This window comes from Rhodococcus yananensis, assembly GCF_020515525.1.
Classification (GTDB): Bacteria; Actinomycetota; Actinomycetes; order Mycobacteriales; family Mycobacteriaceae; genus Rhodococcus; species Rhodococcus yananensis.
The window spans coordinates 16346-41010 of record NZ_JAIYEP010000003.1; the positions used below are offsets into that span (position 1 = coordinate 16346).

General features: G+C 69.0%; 22 protein-coding genes. 21 read left to right on the plus strand and 1 reads right to left on the minus strand.

All coding sequences use genetic code 11. The annotated features are described in order from the left end of the window. The first annotated feature begins 1 nt into the window (after position 1). The 15 genes from mutM to trmD all read left to right on the plus strand — a co-directional run bounded on the left by mutM (position 2) and on the right by trmD (position 17469). Entirely contained in the window at positions 2 to 853 is an 852-nt protein-coding gene (gene mutM / locus LDQ05_RS00870) for a bifunctional DNA-formamidopyrimidine glycosylase/DNA-(apurinic or apyrimidinic site) lyase (RefSeq protein ID WP_226435006.1), read from the plus strand. A gap of 152 nt (positions 854 to 1005) precedes the next feature. Next, the gene (locus tag LDQ05_RS00875) at positions 1006 to 1437 is read left to right on the plus strand and encodes an OsmC family protein (protein WP_226435007.1); all 432 of its coding nucleotides are present in this window, start codon (positions 1006 to 1008) and stop codon (positions 1435 to 1437) included. A gap of 26 nt (positions 1438 to 1463) precedes the next feature. After that, positions 1464 to 2378 (plus strand): SMP-30/gluconolactonase/LRE family protein, encoded by a 915-nt coding sequence (locus LDQ05_RS00880; RefSeq protein WP_226435008.1) that lies wholly within the window; start codon positions 1464 to 1466, stop codon positions 2376 to 2378. Between the two features lie 61 nt (positions 2379 to 2439). Beyond that, entirely contained in the window at positions 2440 to 2715 is a 276-nt protein-coding gene (locus LDQ05_RS00885; RefSeq protein WP_372461004.1) for an acylphosphatase, read from the plus strand. Between the two features lie 21 nt (positions 2716 to 2736). Further along, positions 2737 to 6363, plus strand: a complete 3627-nt coding sequence (gene smc / locus LDQ05_RS00890) for a chromosome segregation protein SMC (RefSeq protein WP_226435010.1) — start codon at positions 2737 to 2739, stop codon at positions 6361 to 6363. 12 nt (positions 6364 to 6375) lie between these two features. Next, a complete protein-coding gene (ftsY, locus tag LDQ05_RS00895) occupies positions 6376 to 7998 on the plus strand; it encodes a signal recognition particle-docking protein FtsY (RefSeq protein ID WP_226435011.1) in 1623 nt (540 codons plus the stop codon). 216 nt (positions 7999 to 8214) lie between these two features. Further along, entirely contained in the window at positions 8215 to 9522 is a 1308-nt protein-coding gene (locus LDQ05_RS00900; RefSeq protein ID WP_308013137.1) for an ammonium transporter, read from the plus strand. 151 nt (positions 9523 to 9673) lie between these two features. Beyond that, entirely contained in the window at positions 9674 to 10012 is a 339-nt protein-coding gene (locus tag LDQ05_RS00905) for a P-II family nitrogen regulator (RefSeq protein WP_226435012.1), read from the plus strand. Beyond that, entirely contained in the window at positions 10002 to 12500 is a 2499-nt protein-coding gene (locus LDQ05_RS00910) for a [protein-PII] uridylyltransferase (RefSeq protein WP_226435013.1), read from the plus strand. Before LDQ05_RS00905 ends, LDQ05_RS00910 begins: the two co-directional genes overlap by 11 nt. Before the next feature lie 111 nt (positions 12501 to 12611). Next, positions 12612 to 14183: a signal recognition particle protein gene (ffh, locus tag LDQ05_RS00915; protein ID WP_226435014.1), complete on the plus strand. Its 1572-nt coding sequence runs from the start codon at positions 12612 to 12614 to the stop codon at positions 14181 to 14183. Positions 14184 to 14212: 29 nt separating this feature from the next. Then, positions 14213 to 15313, plus strand: coding sequence for an amidohydrolase family protein (locus tag LDQ05_RS00920; protein WP_226435015.1), 1101 nt, complete (start codon positions 14213 to 14215; stop codon positions 15311 to 15313). Between the two features lie 181 nt (positions 15314 to 15494). Beyond that, entirely contained in the window at positions 15495 to 15935 is a 441-nt protein-coding gene (rpsP, locus tag LDQ05_RS00925) for a 30S ribosomal protein S16 (protein WP_226435016.1), read from the plus strand. Then, complete coding sequence (locus LDQ05_RS00930; protein ID WP_226435017.1) at positions 15935 to 16177, plus strand: RNA-binding protein; 243 nt, start codon at positions 15935 to 15937, stop codon at positions 16175 to 16177. Before rpsP ends, LDQ05_RS00930 begins: the two co-directional genes overlap by 1 nt. Positions 16178 to 16185: 8 nt before the next feature. Then, positions 16186 to 16746, plus strand: a complete 561-nt coding sequence (gene rimM / locus LDQ05_RS00935; protein ID WP_226435018.1) for a ribosome maturation factor RimM — start codon at positions 16186 to 16188, stop codon at positions 16744 to 16746. 3 nt (positions 16747 to 16749) lie between these two features. Then, positions 16750 to 17469: a tRNA (guanosine(37)-N1)-methyltransferase TrmD gene (gene trmD, locus LDQ05_RS00940; RefSeq protein WP_226435019.1), complete on the plus strand. Its 720-nt coding sequence runs from the start codon at positions 16750 to 16752 to the stop codon at positions 17467 to 17469. Between the two features lie 4 nt (positions 17470 to 17473). Here trmD and LDQ05_RS00945 read toward each other — a convergent pair whose 3' ends face one another. Further along, positions 17474 to 18394 (minus strand): serine hydrolase, encoded by a 921-nt coding sequence (locus LDQ05_RS00945; protein WP_226435020.1) that lies wholly within the window; start codon positions 18392 to 18394, stop codon positions 17474 to 17476. A 175-nt stretch (positions 18395 to 18569) separates the two neighbouring features. On the opposite strand from LDQ05_RS00945, the gene LDQ05_RS00950 reads away from it, so the two are divergent. From LDQ05_RS00950 to LDQ05_RS00975, 6 genes are all read left to right on the plus strand, one after another. Continuing rightward, positions 18570 to 20936, plus strand: coding sequence for a Tex family protein (locus LDQ05_RS00950; RefSeq protein ID WP_226435021.1), 2367 nt, complete (start codon positions 18570 to 18572; stop codon positions 20934 to 20936). A 74-nt stretch (positions 20937 to 21010) separates the two neighbouring features. Then, on the plus strand, positions 21011 to 21910 hold the full coding sequence (locus LDQ05_RS00955; RefSeq protein ID WP_226435084.1) for a hypothetical protein: 900 nt from the start codon (positions 21011 to 21013) through the stop codon (positions 21908 to 21910). Between the two features lie 85 nt (positions 21911 to 21995). Continuing rightward, positions 21996 to 22337 (plus strand): 50S ribosomal protein L19, encoded by a 342-nt coding sequence (rplS, locus tag LDQ05_RS00960; RefSeq protein ID WP_226435022.1) that lies wholly within the window; start codon positions 21996 to 21998, stop codon positions 22335 to 22337. Between the two features lie 243 nt (positions 22338 to 22580). Beyond that, positions 22581 to 23309 (plus strand): signal peptidase I, encoded by a 729-nt coding sequence (gene lepB, locus LDQ05_RS00965; RefSeq protein WP_226435085.1) that lies wholly within the window; start codon positions 22581 to 22583, stop codon positions 23307 to 23309. Further along, positions 23306 to 24004 carry a ribonuclease HII gene (locus LDQ05_RS00970; protein WP_226435023.1) on the plus strand — a complete coding sequence of 233 codons (699 nt, stop codon included), beginning with the start codon at positions 23306 to 23308 and terminating at the stop codon, positions 24002 to 24004. The genes lepB and LDQ05_RS00970 overlap by 4 nt, the downstream gene beginning before the upstream one ends. A gap of 37 nt (positions 24005 to 24041) precedes the next feature. After that, a complete protein-coding gene (locus LDQ05_RS00975) occupies positions 24042 to 24356 on the plus strand; it encodes a DUF2469 domain-containing protein (RefSeq protein ID WP_226435024.1) in 315 nt (104 codons plus the stop codon). Positions 24357 to 24665 lie beyond the last annotated feature (309 nt).

A 24665-nucleotide genomic window follows, 5' to 3' on the forward strand; every position in this document is an offset into this window, starting at 1 on the left:
GGTGCCCGAACTTCCCGAGGTCGAGGTCGTCCGTCGCGGCCTCGACGCGCACATCGTCGGTGCGACGATCCGCGCCGTCGAGGTGCTGCATCCACGGGCCACCCGACGCCACGAACCCGGACCGCGGGATCTCGCTGCGCAGTTGACAGGGCAGACCGTCACCGGCGTACGCCGCCGCGGCAAGTACCTGTGGCTGCTCGTCGAACCCGCTGACCTCGCGGTCGTCGTGCATCTCGGCATGAGTGGCCAGATGCTCGTGCAACCGCCGACGGTGCCGCACGAGAAGCATCTGCGGATCCGCACCGTGTTGGACGGCGGTGCCGAACTCCGGTTCGTCGACCAGCGGACGTTCGGTGGATGGGCACTGGCACCGCTGGTCGACGTCGACGGTGACCGTCTTCCCGAACCTGTCGCGCACATCGCACGCGACCCGATGGATCCGCGGTTCGACCGCGACGCCGTCGTCGCCGTGTTGCGCAGCAAACACACCGAGATCAAACGTGCACTGCTGGACCAGACGGTGGTGTCGGGGATCGGCAACATCTACGCCGACGAGGCGCTGTGGCGTGCCCGGATCCACGGCACCCGCCGCACCGATACGGTGAGCGGCCCGAAACTGCGGGCCGTGCTGGATGCGGCGCGCGAGGTGATGGCCGACGCGCTCGCGCAGGGCGGTACGTCGTTCGACGCCCTGTACGTGAACGTCAACGGTGAATCCGGCTACTTCGCGCGTTCTCTACATTCGTACGGTAGGGACGGCGACCCGTGCGACCGCTGTGGCACGCGCATCGTGCGCGAGCGGTTCATGAACCGCTCGAGCTACTTCTGCCCGGTGTGCCAGCGAAAACGCTAGTCGGGTGCCGCAGCACAGTGCTCCCGCGGTCGGAACCTCTTGGCGCGTCTGCTGTTACCGCCGCGGGAAACGATTCGCGTCGCGGGAGCCACGATCGGTGGCCGGTGCCGGCGGTGTGGGCCGCGTCGTATCCGCATGGCAGGATTCCACCCATGTCCGATCAGAACTCCACGCCCACCGAACTGTGGGTCGAACGCACCGGCACCCGCCGCTACACCGGCCGCAGCTCCCGCGGGGCCGAGGTGCTCATCGGCTCCGACGGCGTCGAGGGTGTCTTCACGCCCGGCGAACTGCTCAAGATCGCGTTGGCGGCCTGTTCCGGAATGAGCTCCGACTTCCCGCTCTCCCGTCGCCTCGGCGACGACTACGACGCCACCATCAAGGTGTCGGGGGCCGCGGACCGCGACAACGAGGTCTACCCGCACCTCGAGGAAGAGATGATCCTCGATCTCTCCGAGCTCGACGCCGACGCCCAGCAGCGCCTACTCGCACTCGTCGAGCGGTCCGTCGACAAGGTGTGCACCGTCGGCCGCACCTTGAAAGCCGGCACGAAGGTCACCTTGACCATCACCGCCGATTCCTGACACGCCAGCTGACGATGGGGGACACGATGGGGAACCGATCGATCCGGCTCGCCGCAGCCGCATCCGTCGCGACAGCCGGCATGTTCGTCGCCGCGGTGCCGGCGTCCGCGGACACGGACGTGTGTGCGCTGCGCGAGGTCGGCACCGTCGCCTCGGGATTCGGGACGCTCGAGAATCTGGCGTTCGACGGTCGGGGCGGACTGCTGATCTCCGACGGTTCGTTGATCGGACCGGGAGCGTTACGGCGCATCGCACCGGACGGAACCTCCGGTGCCGTGGCGGAGGTGACGGGCCCCGGCGGCATCGTCGTCGACGGCGACAGCGTGTACCTGGCCACCGGCAACACCACCGCGGCGGGCGTGCTCGACACACCGGACGGCAGCATCGTCCGGATCGACCTCGCCACCGGTGAACAGGACACCGTGGCGACGGGCATCGTGATGCCCAACGGGCTCGGGCTCCTACCCGACGGCTCGTTGCTGGCCTCCCGCGACATCGGCGAGGTGGGCTTGACGCACATCCCCGCCGATGGTGGCGAGCCACGGGTGATCCGCACCGACCTCGGATCCGTCAACGGCATCGCCGTGGACGGCGACACCGTGTACACGGTCACCACGTTCGACCTCGTGAACCGGCTGCACATCCTCGACGCGAACGACCTCACCGGCCCGGTGCACAGCATCGACCTGCCCGGTCTCGGTCCGATCCAGTCGCCGGACGATCTGACGGTGGGCCCGGACGGTGCCCTGTACATCGCTCTCAACCTCGCGGGTGCGGTGCTGCGGCTCGATCCGGAAACGGGAACGAGTTGCCGTGTGGTGGAAGGGATACCGATGATGTCCTCCGTTGCGTTCGGGTCCGGGCCCGGATGGGATCCCGACACCCTCTACACCGTGGGTTTCGACGGCACCGTGCACGCGGCCCCTCGTGTGCACCGGTGACCACCGGACGGCCGGGCACCGCGGCAACATCACGAGCAGGAGGACGGACGACGTGACCGACGTGGCATCGCAACGACTGACCGCGTGGGTCCACGGCCATGTCCAGGGTGTCGGATTCCGCTGGTTCACGCGCGCCCGCGCCCTCGAACTCGGCCTCGTCGGGCACGCCACCAATCATCCCGACGGACGGGTCCTCGTCATCGCGGAGGGGCCCCGCGCCGACCTCGAGCGGCTCCTCGCGTGGCTGCGGTCCGGCGACACCCCCGGGAAGGTGACCCTCGTCGTCGAGCGCTGGGATCCGCCGCGCGGCGACCTCGTCGGCTTCGTCGAGCGCTGAGCACCGGTAAGGTTCTCCGTCATGCATCTGAAGAGTCTGACGCTGAAGGGCTTCAAGTCCTTCGCCTCGTCGACGACTCTGCGATTCGAACCGGGCATCACCTGTGTGGTGGGGCCCAACGGATCCGGCAAGTCCAACGTCGTCGACGCGCTCACCTGGGTGATGGGGGAGCAGGGCGCGAAGGCGCTGCGCGGAGGGAAGATGCAGGACGTCATCTTCGCCGGCACCGCAGGGCGCTCCGCATTGGGTCGCGCCGAGGTCACACTCACCATCGACAACACCGACGGCGCACTGCCCATCGAATACTCCGAGGTGTCGATCACCCGACGGATGTTCCGCGACGGCGCCGGTGAGTACGAGATCAACGGGTCCTCGTGCCGCCTCATGGACGTGCAGGAACTGCTCTCGGACACCGGCATCGGCCGTGAGATGCACGTGATCGTCGGTCAGGGCAGACTCTCGGCGATCCTCGAATCGCGGCCCGAGGACAGGCGGGCGTTCATCGAGGAGGCCGCCGGTGTCCTCAAGCACCGCCGCCGCAGGGAGAAGGCCGTTCGCAAGCTCGACGCGATGCAGGCCAACCTCGCGCGGTTGACCGACCTGACCGCCGAGTTGCGTCGCCAGCTCAAACCGCTCGGGCGGCAGGCCGAGGTCGCGCGGCGTGCCCAGACGATCCAGGCGGACCTGCGCGACGCCCGGCTGCGTCTCGCCGCCGATGATCTGGTCACCCGCCGTGCCGAATTGCAGGGGCAGGACGAGCAGGAACGCGTCGTTCGTGAACGCCTCGATCACGTCAACGCCGCGCTCGACGACGCGTCGGCCGAGCAGACCCGCCACGAACAACTGCTCGCGCACCTGACGCCGGGTGCGGAGGCGGCGTCGCAGACCTGGTTCCGCCTGTCGGCGCTCGCCGAGCGTGTGTCCGCCACGGTGCGGATCGCGCAGGAACGCGCCCGGCATCTCGACACCGAACCGGAGGCGCGCCCCGGGCAGGACCCCGACGAGATGGAGGCCCGCGCCGAGCGGATCGCCGCGGAGGAAGCGGAACTGATCGAGGCCGTCGAGATCGCGCACGGCACCCTCGAAGCCGCGAAGGATCAGTTGGCTGCGCAGGAGGAACTGGCGGCTGCCGCCGAACGTGCCCACCTGGCGGCCGTGCGGGCTGTCGCCGACCGTCGCGAGGGCCTCGCCCGCCTGACCGGACAGGTCGACACCGTCCGTACCCGCGCCGAATCCGTGGACGCGGAGATCGGCCGCCTCACCGTCGCCATCGAGGAAGCGCGACTGCGCGGTATCGCCGCGCAAGCCGAGTTCGAGACCGCCCAGGCCCGCATCGACGACCTCGACGCCGGGGAGATCGACGCCGACGCCCAGCACGAACGTGCCGTCGCCGCGCTGCGCCTCGCAGACGAACGCGTCACCGAACTCCAGGACGCCGAACGCGCCGCGGGCAAGGAGGTCGCATCGCTGGGTGCGCGCATCGAGGCGTTGTCGATGGGACTCGAACGCAAGGATGGTGCCGCGTGGCTGCTCGGCCGCGGCAGCGACGGGGGAATCCACGGTGCCCTCGCGGACCGGGTGCGGCTCGAACCCGGATACGAGGCGGCGGTCGCGGCGGCGCTGGGGCCGGCGGCCGACGCCCTGGCCGTCGAATCGGTACGGGTCGCCACCGATCTCGCCGGTGCGCTCGCGGACGCCGACCAGGGGCGTGTCGCGTTCGTCGCCGCGAACAGCGCCGGCCCCGACGACACCGGTGACCTTCCCGCCGGAGCCCGTTGGGCGCACGAGGTGGTGGAGTGTCCCGACGATCTGCGCGGTGGCCTGCGGGCACTGCTCGCCCGCACCGTCGTCGTCGAGGATCTGGCCACCGGTGTCCGGGTGTGCGCCGAGCGCCCCGACCTGCGTGCCGTCACCCGAGCCGGAGACCTGGCCGGATCGGGCTGGGTGTACGGGGGCTCGGATCGGGCACCGAGCACCCTCGAGATCCAGGCGGCGATCGAGACGTCCCGTGACGGACTGGACCGGGCTGTGCGTCGTTCCGAGGAACTGTCCGCGGCATTGACGGGCGCACTGGCGGAACAGAAGGACCGCGCCGAACACGTAGAACAGACGCTGGCGGCGTTGAACGAATCCGATGCGGCGATGTCGGCGGTGTACGAGCAACTCGGGCGTCTCGGTCAGGCGGCCCGCAACGCACTCGCCGAATCGGAGCGGTTGCTCGCACAACGTGCCGAGGCGGAAGCCGAACGGGACACCGCGCGGGAGAAACTCCTCGAACTCGAGGAACGGCTGCGGCTGGCGGAAGCGGAACAGGACGGCGCCGTCGGTGGGGCCGCAACCGACTCGACCGCCGCGGACCGGGAGATGGCGGCTGCCGCACTCGGCGAAGTCCGCGCCGTCGAGGTCGAGGCACGGCTCGCGGCCCGCACGGCCGAGGAACGCGCCGAGTCGCTGCGCGGCAAGGCCGACTCGTTGCGCCGCGCCGCGCAGGCCGAACGCGAGGCGCGGGCACGGGCCGAGCGGGCGCGGGCGGCGAGACGACAGGCCGCGGCGGTCGCGGTGGCGGTCGCGGACGCCGGATCCCGGGTCGCGGCGCACCTCGAGGAGGTCGTGGCCGCGGCACTCGCGCAACGCGAAGAGCTGACACGTCGCCGGGCCGAGGCCACCGAGCACCTCGACCGGGTGAAGGAACAGGTCCGCGAGTTGGGCGCACAACGCGACCGGCTCACCGACGCCGTGCACCGCGACGAGGTCGCCCGGGCGCAGGCCGCGCTGCGTATCGAACAGCTCGAGGAGTCCATCGGCGAGCAGTTCGGGATCGGACTCGACGACCTCGTCGCCGAGTACGGACCGGACGTGTTGCTGCCGCCGTCCGCACTCGAAGTCGCCGAGTACGAGCAGGCGAAGGAACGCGGTGAGCAGGTCGTCGCGCCCCAACCGATGCCGTACGACCGCGCCACCCAGGAGCGGCGCGCGAAACGGGCGCAGAAGGATCTCACGACGCTCGGCAAGGTCAACCCGCTGGCGCTCGAGGAGTTCGCGGCGCTCGAGGAACGCTACAACTTCCTGTCCACGCAGCTCGAGGACGTCAAGGGTGCGCGCAAGGACCTGCTGGCCGTTGTCGAGGAGGTCGACGCGCGAATCCTCCAGGTGTTCACCGAGGCGTACGCGGACGTCGAGCGCGAGTTCGAGCAGGTCTTCGCGAAACTGTTCCCCGGCGGTGAGGGCCGACTCGTCCTGACCGATCCGGGCGACATGCTCACCACCGGGATCGAGGTGGAGGCCCGGCCACCGGGCAAGAAGGTCAAACGGCTGTCGTTGCTGTCGGGGGGAGAGAAGTCGCTCACGGCGGTGGCGATGCTCGTCGCGATCTTCCGGGCCCGACCGTCCCCGTTCTACGTCATGGACGAGGTGGAGGCCGCGCTCGACGACACCAATCTGCGGCGTCTGATCGGGTTGTTCGAGCAACTCCGGGAGAAGTCCCAGCTGATCGTGATCACCCACCAGAAGCCGACGATGGAGGTCGCCGACGCGTTGTACGGGGTGAGCATGCGCGGTGACGGCATCACCCGGGTGATCTCGCAGAGATTGAGGGGACAGAACATCGCGACAACCGTGCCCGAGCCGGAAGAAGAGCTGCAGGCCTGACAGTATGGGTGCGTGAGTACCGGAGCCTGGATCATCATCGCGGCCGCTCTTGCGGTCGTCCTCGTCGCCCTCGTCGTGGGCCTGACGTTGTACCGGCGTCGTCAGGTGTCGTTGACGAAGCCCGAGACCGCCCGACTGGAGTCGCCGGAGACCAAGGACCGATCGGGCGGGTACACGGCCCAGAGCGGTTTCAGTTTCAGTCAGGGGACGGCGACAGCGCCGCCGAAACCCGAGCCGGCACCGAAACCCGCTCCGAAATCGGCACCCCCGACACCCCCGGCACCGCGCACGATTCCGCTTCCCGAGGAGATCACGGAAGCGCCCGCCCCCGAGCGTGCGCCGACCCGCCCGGCTCCGGCCGGACCGGAGACGACGACTCCCGAGCCGGTCGAGCGTGAGGCGACCGAGACCGTCGAGCAGCCCGAGCCGGCCACCGCACCCGCGCCCGAAGAACCGGCTGTCGCCGAGCCTGCCGAACCCGAGCCCGCCGAACCTGAGATCGCGCCCGAACCGGAGCGTGCCGAACCCGAGCCCGCCGAACCTGAGATCGCGCCCGAACCGGAGCGTGCCGAACCCGAGCCCGCCGAACCCGAGATCGCGCCCGAACCGGAGCGTGCCGAACCGGAACCCGTGGAACCGGAACTCGCGGAACCGGTCGAACAGGTCCCGCCCGCGGAGCCGGAGGCTCCGGTGCCCGCGCCGATCGAGGAGATCGAGCCGACCGCCGGACGCCTGACCCGGCTGCGCGGGCGCCTCGCCCGCTCGCAGAACGCCGTCGGGAAGAGCCTGCTCGGCCTCCTCGGCGGCGGCGACCTCGACGAGGACTCCTGGGAGGAGATCGAGGACACGCTCCTCGTCGCCGATCTCGGTGCCGCGACCACCACGAAGATCGTCGACCGCCTGCGCGAGGAGATGGTGGCGCACAACGTGCGCAGCGAAGCCGATGCCCGTGCCGTACTGCGCAGTGTCCTCGTCGACGAGTTGCGTCCCGACCTCGACCGGTCGATCCGTGCTCTCCCGCACGACGACCACCCGTCCGTCCTGTTGGTCGTCGGAGTCAACGGCACCGGCAAGACCACCACGACCGGGAAGCTCGCACGCGTGCTCGTCGCCGACGGTCGCCGGGTTCTGCTCGGTGCCGCCGACACCTTCCGCGCGGCTGCGGCCGACCAGTTGCAGACGTGGGCCGAACGGGTCGGTGCGGAGGTCGTGCGCGGCAAGGAAGCCGCCGATCCGGCCGCCGTCGCGTTCGATGCCGTCGCCAAGGGCATCGACGGTGGCGTCGACGCCGTGCTGGTGGACACCGCGGGCCGGCTGCACACCAAGACCGGACTGATGGATGAACTGGGCAAGGTCAAACGCGTGGTCGAGAAGAAGGCCGCCGTCGACGAGGTCCTCCTCGTGCTCGACGCGACCATCGGGCAGAACGGCCTGATGCAGGCCCGGGTGTTCGCCGAGGTCGTCGACATCACCGGTGTGGTGCTCACCAAGCTCGACGGCACGGCGAAGGGCGGAATCGTCTTCCAGGTCCAGCACGAACTGGGAGTGCCGGTCAAGCTCGTCGGGCTCGGCGAGGGCGCCGACGACCTGGCCCCGTTCGAACCGGGCGCCTTCGTGGACGCGTTGCTGGGGTAGCGCCCCGGGTTCACCCCGGGCCGCCCACCCTCGACCCGACGATCCCCCGTCTCCCACGAGCCGGGGGATCGTCGCGAAACGGACGAAACACGACCGAAACACCGGCCCGCATTCCGTTCACCTCGAGGAAACAGCGCGGCGCTTCCGCCGAAACATCTCCGCAGCAAGCTTTCTCCAGCAACGCGCTGACCGGCGCGGTCTACAGGGAGGTTGCAAGTGGAGGAAGTGGTGAACACCGGCGACGCGGCATGGATGCTCATGGCCGCATCGCTCGTGCTGTTGATGACCCCGGGCCTGGCGTTCTTCTACGGCGGAATGTCGCGAGCCAAATCCGTCCTGAACATGATGATGATGTCGTTCGGTGCGATGGCCCTCATCGCGGTGATCTACGTCCTGTGGGGCTGGTCGATGTCCTACGGCACCGAGAGTGTCGGCGGGATCTTCGCGAACCCGTTCGAGATGTTCGGACTCCAGGGCGCCATCTACGACGACGAAGGCGGCTTCCTTCCGGGTGTGGGTAACTACCCGCAGATCATCGACATCGGATTCCAGGTCACGTTCGCGATCATCACCACGGCACTGATCACCGGTGCACTCGCCGAGCGCGTCAAGTTCGGTACCTGGATGGTGTTCGCCGGTGTCTGGGTCACCCTCGCGTACTTCCCGCTCGCCCACATGGTGTGGGGCGGCGGTCTCCTCTCCGGTTCGGAGGACAGCATCGCTGCGGCGATGTTCGGCACCGTCGACGACGGTGAAGGCGGCCTGACCGCGGCAGTCCACCCGATCGACTTCGCCGGTGGCACCGTCGTGCACATCAACGCGGGTATCGCGGCGCTCGTCCTCGCGCTGATCATCGGCAAGCGCACCGGATTCGGCAAGACCGCCTTCCGTCCCCACAACCTGCCGTTCGTGATGCTCGGTGCCGCGCTGCTGTGGTTCGGCTGGTTCGGATTCAACGCCGGTTCGGCGTTCGCCGCCGACGGTGTCGCCGGCATGGCCTGGGTCAACACCACCACCGCCACCGCCGCCGCGATCCTCGGCTGGCTCGCCACCGAACGATTCCGCGACGGCAAGGCCACCAGCCTCGGTGCCGCCTCCGGTGCGGTCGCGGGTCTGGTCGCGATCACTCCCGCCGCCGGCGCGCTCAGCCCCGTGGGGTCGATCGGGCTCGGTGTCGTCGCCGGTGTTCTGTCCGCCCTCGCCGTCGGCCTGAAGTACAAGTTCGGCTACGACGACTCCCTCGACGTCGTCGGCGTCCACCTCGTGTCCGGTCTGTGGGGCACCGTCGCCATCGGCTTCCTCGCCACCGATACCGGTCTGTTCTACGGCGGTGACTACAAGCAGCTCGTCATCCAGATCGTGATCGCGGTCGTGGCGCTCGTGTTCACCGCCGTCGTCACCGCGGTGATCGCCTTCGCCCTCAAGCCGATGGGTTGGCGTGTCTCGCCCGAATCGGAAGCACGTGGTATCGACGAGACCGAGCACGCGGAATCCGCGTACGACTTCGTCTCCGCGCTCAAGTAACGACACATCGCCCGCACGCGGTGTTCGTGTCCCGGCGACACGAACACCGCGGGTGGACGAAGATGGCAGGTGAGGTCGACTCGCCTGCGACACGGATGGCCGGCGACTGCGCCGCGACTACGGCCGGTGGGCACCGGGAAGGGAACTGGAAATGAAGCTGATCACGGCAATCGTCAAGCCGTTCACACTCGAGGACGTCAAGGGCGGTCTCGAACAGGCGGGTGTGCTGGGCATGACCGTCAGTGAGGTGCAGGGGTACGGCCGACAGAAGGGCCACACCGAGGTCTACCGCGGAGCCGAGTACTCCGTCGATTTCGTCCCGAAGGTTCGGGTCGAGGTCGTGGTCGACGATTCGGCCGTCGACAAGGTCGTCGAGACGATCGTCGAGGCGTCGCGGACCGGCAAGATCGGTGACGGGAAGGTCTGGGTCACGCCGGTGGAGACCGTGGTCCGCGTCCGCACCGGAGAACGAGGTTCGGATGCGCTCTGACCCCAACGGGGCCGGAACCCGGGGCCCTGGTCCTGCCGCACACGCGGCGGGACCGGGGCCCGCGGTGTCTCCGGGGCCGGACACCGCTGCCGACCTCGCCGACGCCCGCGATGTCCTCGTCGCCGGCACCGGCCGCACCCGCAGGCTCGACAGCCCCGCGCTCCGGGATGCACTCGTCGACCTGCACGATTTCTGGCTCACCACGAAGGGGACCGAGCTCGGTATCCGACCGGACTGCGGATTCGCGCTCGTCGCCGTCGGTGGTCTGGGTCGCCGGGAGATGCTCCCGCATTCGGATCTGGACCTGATCCTCCTCCACGACGACATGGACCCGGCCGCGGTGGCGACCATCGCAGACCGGCTGTGGTATCCGCTCTGGGATGCGCACATCAAGCTCGATCACAGTGTCCGCACCGTCCCGCAGGCGTTGCAGGTCGCGGCGACCGATCTGACGGCGGCGCTGGGAATGCTCGAAGCCCGGCACATCGCCGGTGACACCGAACTGAGCAATCTCCTCATCGGTGGGGTCCGGCGGCAGTGGCGCACCGGGATCCGCGGCAGGTTCGACGAACTGATCGAGATGACGCAGTCCCGGTGGGATCGGACCGGCCAGATCGCGCACCGCGCCGAACCCGACCTCAAGAGCGGTCGCGGCGGGCTGCGGGATGTGCAGCTCCTCAACGCACTGTCCATCGCGCAGCTCACCGACGGCATGCCCGGACTCGGCCCGGATGCACCGGGCGGTGGACTCGCCGCCGCGCACCGCCGGTTGCTGGACGTCCGGACCGAACTGCACCGAGTGGCGCGCCGCGCCCGCGACCAGTTGCGGGCGCAGGACGCCGACGAGATCGGTGCGGCGCTGCGGATCGGGGACCGATTCGATCTCGCGCGGGTGCTCACCGAATCCGCCCGGATCATCAGCTACTCCGTCGACGTCGGTATCCGCACCGCGGGCAACTCGCTGCCTCGCACCGGCCTGTCCCGGTTGCGCCGGGGTCCGGTGCGGCGGCCCCTCGACGAGGGCGTCGTCGAACACGGCGGAGAGGTCGCGTTGGCACGAGACGCCCGACCGCGCAAGGATCCGGGACTGATCGTGCGAGTCGCCGCATCGGCGGCGCGCACGGGATTGCCGATCTCGGCGGCCACGCTGACACGGTTGTCGGACAACACCCCGGAACTGCGTGAGCCGTGGCCGCGCGCGGCACTCGATGATCTCCTGGTGCTGCTCGCCTCAGGTCCTGCGGCAGTGGACGTCATCGAGGCGCTCGACCGTACGGGACTGTGGGGGCGGCTGCTTCCCGAGTGGGGTGCGGTGCGCGACCTGCCGCCCCGGGACGCCGTCCACACGTGGACGGTCGACCGGCACCTCGTCGAGACCGTGGTGCAGGCCGGTGAGGCAACGACCCGGGTCGGGCGCCCCGACCTGCTGTTGCTCGGTGCTCTGCTGCACGACATCGGCAAGGGGCGCGGCGGCGACCACAGCGTCGTCGGCGCCGAACTCGTCGAACGGATCGGCTCCCGGATGGGTCTGTGGCCGTCGGATCTCGCGGTGCTGGTCGCGATGGTGCGCCACCATCTGCTGTTGCCGAACACGGCGACACGACGGGATCTCGACGATCCGGCGACCGTCGCGTCGGTGGTCGACACACTGGGCGGTGACCCGGTACTGCTCGAGCTCCTGTTCGCGCTGGCCGAAGCCGATTCGAAGGCGACCGGGCCGGGTGTGTGGGGCGACTGGAAGGCGTCGTTGATCCGGGAACTGGTGCGGCGGTGCCGCATGGTGATGGCGGGGGAGGAGTTGCCCGCGCCCGACCCGATGGATCCCGAGCTGACCACCCTCGCCGAGCAGGGAAGTCTGCAGGTCACGCTCGATCCCCGTGCGGACGGGCGCGGATACACGGTGACGGTTGTGGCACCGGACTCACCGGGGGTGCTCTCCGACACCGCGGGGGTACTGGCGTTGCACGGGCTGCGGGTGCTGTCGGCGTCGATCGGCAGTCACGCGGGCTGCACCGTCAACTCGTTCGTGGTGCTACCGCTGTTCGGTGCGCCGCCCGCGGCGGGGCTGCTGCGACAGGATCTGGTGCGCGCAGGCTCCGGCGATCTCGACCTGACCGCCGAACTCGACGCGAAGGACCGCGCCGCCCGGGAGTCGATGCTGCCGGAACGTCCCGAGCATGCGGTGCCCGGAACCTACGCGAAGGCGCCGCCACGGCTGATCTGGTTCGATGCGACCGATCCCGGCCAGGTGGTGCTCGAGGTCCGGGCCGAGGACCGGGTCGGTCTGCTCTGCCGGTTGGCCGGGGTGTTCGAACAGCTCGGTGCCGATGTGCGGTGGGCGAAGGTGACGACGCTGGGCTCGAGCGTGATCGACTCGTTCTGCGTGGATTTCAGCGCGGCGTCGACGCGCGCGTCCCGGGAACGCCTCGAGGAGGCGCTGCTCGCGGTGCTTCCGGCGCAGGAACCCAAGCCACTCGAACAGGCATAGGCGGGCCCTCACCCCGGGTGGGGTCGAGCCGCCACCCGGGACACCGCTGCGAGCCGTTACCCTGGAACGCAGCATTGTCCGTACCTTCGATCCACACCAGGAGCGCATTCGGTGTTCGAATCCCTTTCCGACAGGTTGACAGGGGTCCTGAAGGACCTGCGCGGCAAGGGGCGCCTGTCCGACGCCGACATCGACGCGACGTGCCGCGAGATCCGCCTCGCCCTGCTCGAGGCCGACGTCGCACTGCCGGTCGTGCGCGCGTTCATCAAGAAGATCAAGGAACGGGCGAAGGGCACCGAGGTCCACGGGGCACTCAACCCCGCCCAGCAGGTCGTCAAGATCGTCAACGAGGAACTCGTCGGGATCCTCGGCGGCGAGACCCGTCGCCTGAACCTGGCGAAGACCCCGCCGACGGTCATCATGCTCGCCGGTCTGCAGGGTGCCGGTAAGACCACGCTCGCCGGCAAGCTCGCGAAGTGGCTGTCCGGACAGGGGCACACCCCCATGCTCGTGGCTTGCGACCTGCAGCGTCCCGGCGCGGTCACCCAACTCCAGGTGGTCGGTGAGCGCGCGGGAGTGCCCGTGTTCGCGCCGCACCCGGGCACCTCCGTCGGGGGCGGCGACAACGAACTGGGCGTATCCGCCGCCGACCCCATCGCTGTCGCGCAGAACGGCATCGAGGAAGCAAAGCGCAAGCAGCACGACGTGGTCATCGTCGACACCGCCGGTCGTCTCGGCATCGACGAGGAACTCATGGCGCAGGCCGCCGGTATCCGTGATGCCGTGCAGCCCGACGAGGTCCTGTTCGTCCTCGACGCGATGATCGGTCAGGACGCGGTGAGCACTGCCGAAGCGTTCCGCGAGGGCGTCGGGTTCACCGGTGTCGTGCTCACCAAACTCGACGGCGACGCCCGCGGCGGTGCCGCGCTGAGCGTGCGCGAACTCACCGGCCGACCGATCCTCTTCGCGTCCACCGGCGAGAAACTCGAGGACTTCGACGTCTTCCATCCCGAACGGATGGCCAGCCGGATCCTCGGCATGGGCGACGTCCTGACCCTGATCGAGCAGGCCGAGCAGGTCTTCGACGCGGAGCAGGCCGAGGCCACCGCCGCGAAGATCGGCTCCGGAGAGCTGACCCTCGAGGACTTCCTCGAACAGATGATGGCCGTCCGGAAGATGGGGCCGATCGCCAATCTGCTGGGAATGCTGCCGGGCGCGGGCCAGATGAAGGACGCGCTCGCGAACGTCGACGAGAAGCAACTCGACCGGATCCAGGCGATCATCCGCGGCATGACCCCGGAGGAACGCGCCAACCCGAAGATCATCAACGGCTCGCGGCGCCTGCGCATCGCCAACGGCTCGGGTGTGAAGGTCTCCGACGTCAACCAGCTCGTCGACCGCTTCTTCGAGGCCCGCAAGATGATGGCCGCGATGGCGGGCCGTATGGGCATGCCCGGACCGAAACGGAACCAGCGGTCGAAGAAGGGCAAGAAGGGGAAGAAGGGGGGTCGCGGACCGACTCCGCCGAAGGTGCGGGGTGGTCTGCCCGGTGGTCTGCCCGCCGGGTTCCCCGGCATGGGAGCGGGCATGCCCGACCTGTCGAACATGCCCAAGGGCCTCGACGAGCTTCCCCCCGGACTCGAAGGCCTCGACCTGTCGAAGCTGAAGTTCCCCAAGAACTGAGGCGAACGGACGGAACCAGGAGGACGACCGTGATCACCGCCGGCCGGGGAACACCGACGACGGTCCGGGGCCGCTCACTGGCCGACGGTGAACCGATCGAACTGTGGATCGACGCGAACGGGTGCTTCGCGCCCGAACCGATCCCCGGTGCGGAGGTGCTCTCCGACGGTGGCTGGATTCTGCCCGGTCTCGTCGACGCGCACTGCCACATCGGGATCCGGTTCGGTGGCGGCGCGGAGGACACCGACGGGTCGGTGACGCAGGCGGTCCGCGAACGCGACGTGGGCGTGCTGCTCCTCCGGGACGCCGGATCACCCGTCGACACCCGGCACCTGGCGTCGCGCACGGATCTGCCGAGGATCGTGCGTGCCGGCCGGCACATCGCGATGCCCAAGCGGTACATCCGCGGACTGCCCGTCGATCTCGAGGACGAGTCGCAACTGCCCGCCGAGGTCGCGCGACAGGCCCGGGCCGGTGACGGCTGGGTCAAACTCGTCGGAGACTGGATCGACCGCGGCGTCGGCGACCTCGCACCGCTGTGGAGCGACGAGATCCTCGTCGAGGCGATCGCCGCCGCGCACCGGGAGGGTGCCCGCGTGACAGCCCACGTGTTCGGGGAGGACGCCCTGCCCGGGCTCCTTGCCGCCGGCATCGACTGCATCGAGCACGGCACCGGACTCACCGACGACACCATCGCGACGATGGCCGCGAACGGCACCGCGCTCGTGCCGACACTCGTCAACATCGAGAACTTCCCCGACATCGCCGACTCGGCGACCCGGTTTCCCGTGTACGCGGCGCACATGCGTGACCTGCACCGGCGGGTGGCCGACACCATCGGTGCCGCCCACGACGCGGGGGTCGCGATCTACGCGGGTACGGACGCGGGAGGCCAGGTCGAACACGGCCGGATCGGCGATGAGATCGCCGCGCTCGGCAAGGCCGGCCTCGGTGTCGACGGTGCGTTCGCGGCGGCGAGTTGGGCGGCGCGCGAATGGCTCGGACACCCCGCATTCGCAGCGGGTTCTCCGGCGGATCTCATCGTCTACGGCGACGACCCGCGCACCGATCCGGGGTCCGCCCGGCCCGATCTCGTCGTGCTCGCCGGCAACGTGGTGCGTCGGCGGTAGCGGCGCGCATCCGTCGATTTCGGATCGGGTCGCAGGATCTGGCAGAATGGACCGCTGTCGTCGCATCCGGTTACGTACCGCGCGACGGTCACAGGTTGGAGGCAAAACCGGGCGCACCATCGGGGTGCGTCGTCCGAATTGCACGTGACATGCGCGCGAGCGCACCCGAAGGAGAGCAGCAGTGGCTGTCAAGATCAAGCTCACCCGTCTCGGCAAGATTCGCAACCCGCAGTACCGCGTGGTCGTCGCGGACTCGCGCACCCGCCGCAACGGCCGGGCGATCGAGACCATCGGCAAGTACCACCCGAAGGAAGAGCCCTCGCTGATCGAGATCGACTCGGAGCGGGCGCAGTACTGGCTGGGCGTCGGCGCACAGCCGACCGAGCCGGTCCTCAACCTCCTCAAGATCACCGGTGATTGGCAGAAGTTCAAGGGCCTGCCGGGCGCCGAGGGCACCCTGAAGACCGCTGCGCCGAAGCCCACCAAGCTCGAGCTGTTCCAGGCTGCGCTCGCGCAGGCGGAGAACGAGCCCGTCGCCGAGGCCGTGACGCCCAAGAAGAAGAAGGCCGCCAAGGACGACGCCGAGGCCACCGAGGCTGCCGAGACCGAGGCCGCCGAGTAATGAGCGCCGTGGTCGCCGATGCTGTCGAGCACCTCGTCCGGGGAATCGTCGCGAACCCCGACGACGTGCGGGTCGACATGATCACCGGTCGCCGTGGCCGAACCGTCGAGGTGCACGTCAACCCCGACGACCTCGGCAAGGTCATCGGACGCGGTGGCCGCACCGCCACCGCGTTGCGCACCCTCGTCACCGGCATCGGTGGTCGGGGGATCCGCGTCGACGTCGTCGACACCGACCGGTAGGCGTGGCGGTGGAGCTCGTGGTCGGCCGTGTCGTCAAATCACACGGCATCAGGGGCGAGGTCGTCGTCGACGTCCGCACCGACGAACCCGAACTGCGGTTCGCGGTCGGTGCGGCGCTGCGCGGCCGGACACCCCGCGAGCAGACACCGCGTGAGTTCACGGTGGAAGCCGCCCGAGAGCATTCCGGGCGGCTTCTGCTGCGTCTCCACGGAGTCGCCGACCGCACCGCCGCGGACGCGCTGCGCGGGGTGCTGTTCGTCGTCGACAGTTCCGAACTCGAGCCGTCCGACGATCCCGACGAGTTCTACGATCACGAACTCGAAGGACTCACCGTGCGCATCGCCGCGGGACGCCCCGACTCGGGTGTCGAGGTCGGCACCGTCCGCGAGGTTCTGCACACCGCGGCGGGAGAACTGCTGTCCATCCGCCCCACCGACGGCGGCCGCCGCGAGATCCTCGTTCCGTTCGTCACCGAGATCGTGCCCGTCGTCTCGCTCACCGACCGGATCGTCGAGATCGACCCGCCGGCAGGATTGCTCGATCCCGATTTCGTCGCGGAGGACGAGTAGACCGTGCGGCTCGACGTCGTCACCATCTTTCCCGAATACCTCGAGCCGCTGCGTGCCGCGCTGCTCGGCAAGGCCGTGGACAAGGGCCTGATCTCCGTCGGTGTACACAACCTGCGCGACTGGACGCACGATGTGCACAAGGCCGTCGACGACTCCCCGTACGGTGGGGGTCCGGGCATGGTCATGAAACCCACCGTGTGGGGACCGGCACTCGACGACGTTCTCGCCGGGCCCGACGGCGATCCCGATCCCGATGTGCTGCTCGTCGTCCCGACCCCCGCGGGCCGCCCGTTCGATCAGGCGACGGCCCAGCGTTGGTCGACCGAGAAACGCATCGTGTTCGCATGCGGCCGGTACGAGGGTATCGATCAGCGTGTCTTCGACGACGCCGCGCGTCGCGTCCGGGTCGAGGAGGTCAGCATCGGCGACTACGTGCTGATCGGTGGGGAGGTCGCGGTCCTCGTCATGGTCGAGGCCGTCGTGCGGCTGCTGCCCGGGGTCCTCGGGAATCAGCAGTCCCACCAGGAGGATTCGTTCTCCGACGGGTTGCTCGAAGGCCCCAGTTTCACGCGTCCCGCCTCCTGGAGGGGGCTCGATGTGCCCCCGGTGCTGCTCTCCGGTGACCACGGGAAGGTCGAGCAGTGGCGTCGCGAACAATCGTTGATCCGCACCCGCGAACGACGACCCGACCTGCTCGTCGCCCGGGAGCCCGGCGACGAGTGACGGCTCAGCCCAGCGTGTCTGCGACCACCAGGGTCACGGTCTCCCGGGCGTGGCGGGCGCTGGCATCCTCGGCGGCATCGTAGAACGACGTGTCGGGCAGGAACCAACCGCCGTACTCCGGGTCGTCCTCCCCGTACGTCACCGTCTCCTTCGCCAACACCGCGAGGACGTACCGGTGGTCGGTGCCGAAGAATCCCGTCGACAGATGCACCCAACTGTCGTCGATGCAGCACATCCAGCCGGCCTTCATGCCCGGCTCGATCGCGTCGGGCAGCCCGTCGGGCAACCCGAACCTCTGGTCGTATCCGTCGCCGCCGGTGTCGTCGAAGTCCATCAGCGCACCGACGATCCGTGTCGTCGCGGTCTCGTCGAGACCACCGGTCCCGGACAACAGATCGTCGTACCAGGTGAGCAGGTCCGAGGCGGTCGTCGTCGTGTTCCACCATGAGGAATCCGAGGCGACGGTGCCGGTGAGATCGTGTCGATCGGCGACCCGATCCACCATCTCGGGGCCGCCGTACGCATCCCACAGGGTGCTGGCGGCGTAGTCGTCCGACGAGGTGAGCATGACATCGATCAGAGCGTGGTCGTCGTCGGTGAGGAGGAGCTCACCGATCCTTTCGCGGAACAACAGGTCGTCCGCGATGAACAGTTTGACCACCGATGCGGTTTCGAGCGGCACGTTCGCGCCACCGATGGTACGTGCCCCGGTGACGCGGTCGAGCACCGCGACCGTCACGGTCGCGCCGCGCGCCGCAGCCACCTCCGCGGCAGCGGTGATACGGCCCGGCAACAGGGCCATCGGCACCGGGCCGGGATCGGCGGAGATCGAGGCGGCGGTGACGCCGAGTCCGGAAGCGGACACGTCGGAACCGGTCGCGACGATCTGAGAGGGGGCAGCGCACGCCGAAAGCGTCGCTGTCACGAACAGCAACGTCACACACGACCGGAGGCGGTCGCGACGACCCGGGGACATCGTTGGCTCCTGTATTCCATTGTGCTGTATTCCATTGTGCCGCGCGGACCACTCCGCGGCGGAGATCGAGGGGATCCGTCTCCGTGGAAGGGACACCGGAAGAATAGAGGTAGGGTCGATCGACGTGACGACCGTACTCGACACCGTGAACCGGCGTATCGCCGAGGAACTCGACGTCCGTGAGAACCAGGTGACAGCGGCGGTGCAGCTGCTCGACGGCGGCGCCACCGTGCCGTTCGTCGCGCGTTACCGCAAGGAGGTCACCGGCGGGCTCGACGACGCTCAACTCCGCACCCTCGAGGAGCGCCTGCGATACCTGCGCGAACTCGACGATCGCCGGGCCGCGATCCTCGAATCGATCGACGCCCAGGGCAAACTCGACGACGAGTTGCGCGCCACCATCATGACCGCCGACACGAAGGCGCGTCTCGAGGACATCTATCTGCCGTACAAACCGAAGCGCCGCACCAAGGCCCAGATCGCCCGCGAGGCCGGCCACGAACCGGTCGCCGACGCGTTGATCACCGATCCGCACACCGATCCCGCGGGATACAGCGCCGAGCAACTCGACGGCGCCCGCGCAATCCTCGTCGAACGGTTCGCCGAGGACGCCGACCTCGTCGGTGAGCTGCGCGAAGCCATGTGGACACGTGGTGGCCTGAAATCGACCGTCCGGGAGGGCAAGGAGACCGACGGCGCGAAGTTCGCCGACTACTTCGACTTCACCGAACCGTTCGACCGGCTGCCGTCGCACCGCATCCTCGCGGTGCTGCGCGGTGAGAAGGAGGAGATCCTGTCGCTGGCGCTCGAACCGGACCTGGGCGGGACGGAACCCGGCGTCCCGTCGTACTTCGAGGGACGGATCGCGGCACGGTTCGGGATCGGCGACGAGGGGCGCGCCGCCGACCGGTGGCTGCTCGACACAGTCCGGTGGGCGTGGCGCACCCGGCTCCAGGTGTCGCTCGGGGTGGACGTGCGGATGAGGTTGAAGCAGTCCGCCGAGGCCGACGCTGTCGACGTGTTCGCCGCGAACCTGCGCGACCTGCTACTCGCCGCGCCCGCCGGTACGCGGCCGACGATGGGTCTCGACCCGGGTTTCCGTACCGGTACGAAGGTCGCGGTCGTGGATGCGACCGGCAAGGTCGTGGACCACACCACCATCCACCCGCACCAACCGCACAACCGTCGCGGTGAGGCACTCGCGACGCTCGGCGCGCTCGTCGCCCGGCACGGGGTGGAACTCATCGCCATCGGCAACGGGACGGCGTCCCGGGAGACCGACGCGCTCGCCACCGAACTGATCGCGCAGAGCGGGATGAGCGGACTGACCAAGATCGTCGTGTCGGAGGCCGGTGCGTCGGTGTACTCGGCGTCCGCGTACGCCTCGCAGGAACTGCCGGATCTCGACGTGTCGATCCGCGGCGCCGTGTCGATCGCGCGGCGTCTGCAGGATCCGCTTGCCGAACTCGTCAAGATCGACCCGAAGTCGATCGGCGTCGGCCAGTACCAGCACGATGTGTCCGAGACGTTGCTGGCGCGGTCGCTCGGCGCCGTCGTCGAGGACGCGGTCAACGCGGTCGGTGTGGACGTCAACACCGCCTCGGTGCCGTTGCTGTCGCGGGTGTCGGGTATCACCGGGTCCCTCGCCGAGAACATCGTCGCGCATCGCGACCGGAACGGCCCGTTCACGTCGCGCAAGGCGCTCGGCGATGTGGCGCGGCTCGGCCCCAAGGCATTCGAGCAGTGTGCCGGCTTCCTCCGGATCCGCGGGGGCGAGGACCCGCTCGACGCGTCCGCAGTGCACCCCGAGGCGTACCCGGTCGTGCGTCGCATCGTCGAGCGGAGCGGTGTGGGTGTGCTCGAACTGATCGGCAACAGCCGCGCGCTGCGCTCACTGCGAGCCGAGGAGTTCGTCGACGACACGTTCGGTCTGCCCACCGTCACCGACATCATCGGTGAACTCGAGAAGCCGGGTCGCGACCCGCGTCCCGAGTTCAGGACGGCGAGCTTCGCGGCAGGTGTGGAGAAGGTCGCCGATCTGGAACCCGGCATGGTCCTCGAAGGAGTGGTCACGAACGTGGCCGCGTTCGGTGCGTTCGTCGACGTCGGAGTGCACCAGGACGGTCTCGTGCACGTGTCGGCGATGTCGCGCAGCTTCGTGAAGGACCCGCACGATGTGGTCAAGTCGGGTGAGGTCGTCAAGGTCAAGGTGCTCGACGTGGATGTGCCCCGCCAGCGCATCAGCCTGACCCTACGACTCGACGACGAGGTGCCCGCACCCGGAGACACCGGTGGGCAGGACACGCGCGGCGGCCGATCCGACTCGACCCGTCGGCGAGGTGGTCGCGGTGGTGACGCCCGACAGGCGAACGCGCGACAGGGCGGTGCGCGACAGGGCGGTGGCCGGCGGCAGGGCGGTGGCAGTCGCAGCGACTCGGCACCGTCGGGATCGATGGCCGACGCGCTGCGCAAGGCAGGGTTCGGTCGGTAACGTCCGGCGCGCGCATCACGTCCGACCGACCGCCGGAGGATGCGGGGACACGAGGGAGCAGGCCGGTGAGCACGATCGTCCGCTGGTTCGACAGCGACATCGTCGCCGCCGGTCGGCTGCCGCTGTTCTGCTTCCTCATCGGGTTCGTCGTGGCGTTCGTGTTCATCCGGATCAGCGTCCGCTTGATCCGCGCGAAGGTGCGGTGGTGGCCGGGCAACATCACACCCGGCGGCCTGCACGTGCACCACATGGTGTTCGGTGTCGTGACCATGGTGATCTCGGGCGGTGCCCTCATCGCGGTGTACGAAGACGGCTCCAGTGCCACCGGCGCGTTGCTCGCGACGCTGTTCGGGATCGGTGCGGCGCTGACCCTCGACGAGTTCGCCCTGATCTTCTACCTCACGGACGTCTATTGGGACGAGGAGGGCCGTGTCTCCGTCGACGCAGTGTTCGTCGCGATCGCGGTCACCGGACTGCTGCTGATGGGGCTGCGGCCGCTGGACCTGACCGATGCCGCCGATGTCGGCGGCGGCGAATGGGTGGGCCGGATCGTCCTCGGGGTGTCGGTGCTCGTCAACCTCGGATTGGCGGGGATCGTCCTGGCCAAGGGCAAGATATGGACAGGGCTCGTCGGCCTGTTCGTCGTCCCGCTGCTGTGGGTCGGTGCGATCCGGCTGTCACGGCCCGGTGCGCCCTGGGCGCGGTGGCGCTACCAGCACAAGCCGCGGAAGATGATGCGTGCGTTGGTCCGCGAACGACGCTATCGTCGGCCGTTGATCCGCGCGAAGATCTTCGTGCAGGACCTCGTCGCCGGGTCACCGACCCTCGACGCGGTACGTGACAGCGTCCACCATTCGCGGATCGCGACGGAGGCCGAACTCGATCGTCGGGTCCACCCGGCACCCGCGATTTCCACGCGACGTGGATCTTCTGGCACACTGGACGGGTTGCCCCCCTCGGGCACGCATACCTGATCCGGGCACGAACCGGTCGAGCCCGCCGTCCGCGGCGGCCGCCGCCAGGTTCCTCTGCCCCAGCGAACAAGAGGATGAAACACCGATGAACACCCTGGACTTTTTGGACGCCAAGTCGCTGCGCGACGACGTTCCGGACTTCCGCCCCGGCGACACCCTCGATGTGCACGTCAAGGTCATCGAAGGCTCGAAGGAGCGCGTGCAGGTCTTCAAGGGCGTCGTGATCCGTCGCCAGGGCGGCGGCGTCCGCGAGACCTTCACCGTCCGCAAGGTCTCGTTCGGCGTGGGTGTCGAGCGTACCTTCCCGGTGCACAGCCCCAACCTCGCGAAGATCGAGGTCGTCACCCGCGGTGACGTCCGTCGCGCGAAGCTGTACTACCTGCGCGACCTCCGCGGCAAGGCCGCGAAGATCAAGGAGAAGCGCTGACCTCTCGGCTCGGCGGCCGGTCGACGTACCGGCCTGCGTCCCTCGGACGCGCCGATCCTTCCTCGCACTCCACTGGCCCGGCCCGGACTGATGTCCGGGCCGGGCTAGTCTGTCCGGGTGGCAGATTCTCCGCACGAACCGGCCGGGCCGGGCACCAACCGACACAGCGCAGACGACCGTGCCCGACACGTCGGCGCCGGTGGTGCACACCACCGGCGGGAGGACACGGACCGCGACCGGACCGTGGGCTCCGGGAAGAGCGACAAGAAGCCGAAGTCGTTCTGGCGGGAACTCCCGATCCTCGTCGTCGTCGCGCTGTTCCTGAGTTTTCTGTTGCAGACGTTCGTCGCCCGCGTCTATCTGATCCCCTCCGAATCGATGGAACCGACGCTGCACGGCTGCCCGGGCTGCACCGGCGACCGCATCGTCGTCGAGAAGATCGGCTACCGGTTCACCGATCCTCGTCCCGGCGACGTCATCGTCTTCAAGGGCCCCGAGTCGTGGTCGGCCGGATACACCTCGACGCGATCCGACAACGTCGTGATCCGCGGACTGCAGGAAGTCGGCTCCCTCGTCGGAGTCGTACCACCCGACGAGAACGACCTGGTCAAGCGCGTCATCGCGGTGGGCGGGCAGACGGTCGAATGCTGCGACGACCAGGGGCGTGTCCTCGTCGACGGGGTGCCGCTCGACGAGCCGTACGTGACGATGGACTACCCGTTCACCCCGGGGGTCGTGACGTGCGAGACGGAGATCCCATCCGGCCGCTGCTTCGGTCCGGTGACCGTCCCCGAAGGGCACGTGTGGGTGATGGGGGACAACCGCAGCAACTCCGCGGACTCCCGCTACCACGTGGGCGACGAACACCAGGGGTCGATCCCGCTCGACAACGTCATCGGCAAGGCCCGGTTCATCGTGCTGCCACCCGGCCGAATGGGAATGATCGACTCCCCGGAGATCCTGCCGTCGTGAGTGTGTGGCCACCCCGCCCCGTGGTGCGCAGATCGTCGGGCCTGCGCACCATGGAATCGACGCTCGTGCGGTGCGGCCTCGGCCCGGTCGCCGGTGTCGACGAGGCCGGTCGCGGTGCGTGCGCCGGTCCTCTCGTCGTCGCGGCGTGCGTGCTCGGACCGAGACCGCACCCGTCGCTCGCAAAACTGGACGATTCCAAGAAACTCACCGAGAGGACCCGCGAGGAGCTGTACGAGATCATCGTGCGGCGCGCACTCGCGTGGAGTGTCGTCGAAGTACCCGCCCCGGAAGTCGACGCAATCGGTATCCACGTCGCGAACATCGAGGGAATGCGCCGGGCGGTCGCGCAACTGACGGTCGCACCGGGGTACGTGCTCACCGACGGATTCCGGGTACCGGGACTACCCGTCCCGTCGCTTCCGGTGATCGGCGGAGACGGCGCCGCCGCGTGCATCGCCGCCGCCAGCGTCCTCGCCAAGGTCACCCGCGATCGGATCATGGTGCGTCTGGACCGCGACCTACCGGAGTACGGTTTCGCGGTACACAAGGGATACAGCACGGCCGTGCACATGGCAGCGTTGCGTGAACACGGAGCGTCGCGTGAACACCGCCGGTCGTGGGCGAACGTGACGGCGACGTGCGGCGAGGAGCCGTTCCGCCGCCGATTCGTCGGCGCGCAGGCCGATGCGGGATGATGACAGGGAACACCGGAATGGGAGGACACCGAGACCGATGAGTGCCGAGGATCTCGAGAAGTACGAAACCGAGATGGAGCTCTCGCTGTACCGGGAGTACCGGGACATCGTCGGTCAGTTCGCGTACGTCGTGGAGACCGAGCGCAGGTTCTACCTCGCGAACGCGGTCGAACTGCTCCCGCAGAACGCCAACGGCGAGGTGTACTTCGAAGTGCGGATGTCGGATGCCTGGGTGTGGGACATGTACCGTCCCGCACGCTTCGTCAAGCACGTGCGGGTGATCACGTTCAAGGACGTCAACATCGAAGAGCTCGACAAACCCGAACTGCGCCTGCCCGACAAGCTCGGCTGACGCCCCACTTTCCGTCCCTCCGCCCCACCCTTCACGCTCTGCTGGGCTGCGGCGCGCGGCTTGCGGCCTGCGGCCTCGACGGAGCGAACGTGCCCTTCGCTCGACTCGATCGAGCGAAGGGTACGTTCGCTCGGGTCGGCGGAGGCGCTGGCGCACCGCGACGGGCACAGCAGCGTAGCGCACGACCACGACACGGCGCGCGGCCCGGCACCGGACCACGGTGGGTTGTCCACAACCCCGCGATCCATCCACAGCCCGGCCGTGAACGACCTCGACCGCCGAATCCGGTCTTCTCCCTGCAGCACAGTG

Bases quoted from the DNA above. Each gene is read 5' to 3' on its own strand.
- LDQ05_RS00875 (WP_226435007.1), top strand. From the start codon at position 1,006: ATGTCCGATCAGAACTCCACGCCCACCGAACTGTGGGTCGAACGCACC.
- LDQ05_RS00880 (WP_226435008.1), top strand. From the start codon at position 1,464: ATGGGGAACCGATCGATCCGGCTCGCCGCAGCCGCATCCGTCGCGACA.
- smc (WP_226435010.1), top strand. From the start codon at position 2,737: ATGCATCTGAAGAGTCTGACGCTGAAGGGCTTCAAGTCCTTCGCCTCG.
- LDQ05_RS00905 (WP_226435012.1), top strand. From the start codon at position 9,674: ATGAAGCTGATCACGGCAATCGTCAAGCCGTTCACACTCGAGGACGTC.
- LDQ05_RS00910 (WP_226435013.1), top strand. From the start codon at position 10,002: ATGCGCTCTGACCCCAACGGGGCCGGAACCCGGGGCCCTGGTCCTGCC.
- LDQ05_RS00930 (WP_226435017.1), top strand. From the start codon at position 15,935: ATGAGCGCCGTGGTCGCCGATGCTGTCGAGCACCTCGTCCGGGGAATC.
- rplS (WP_226435022.1), top strand. From the start codon at position 21,996: ATGAACACCCTGGACTTTTTGGACGCCAAGTCGCTGCGCGACGACGTT.
- LDQ05_RS00975 (WP_226435024.1), top strand. From the start codon at position 24,042: ATGAGTGCCGAGGATCTCGAGAAGTACGAAACCGAGATGGAGCTCTCG.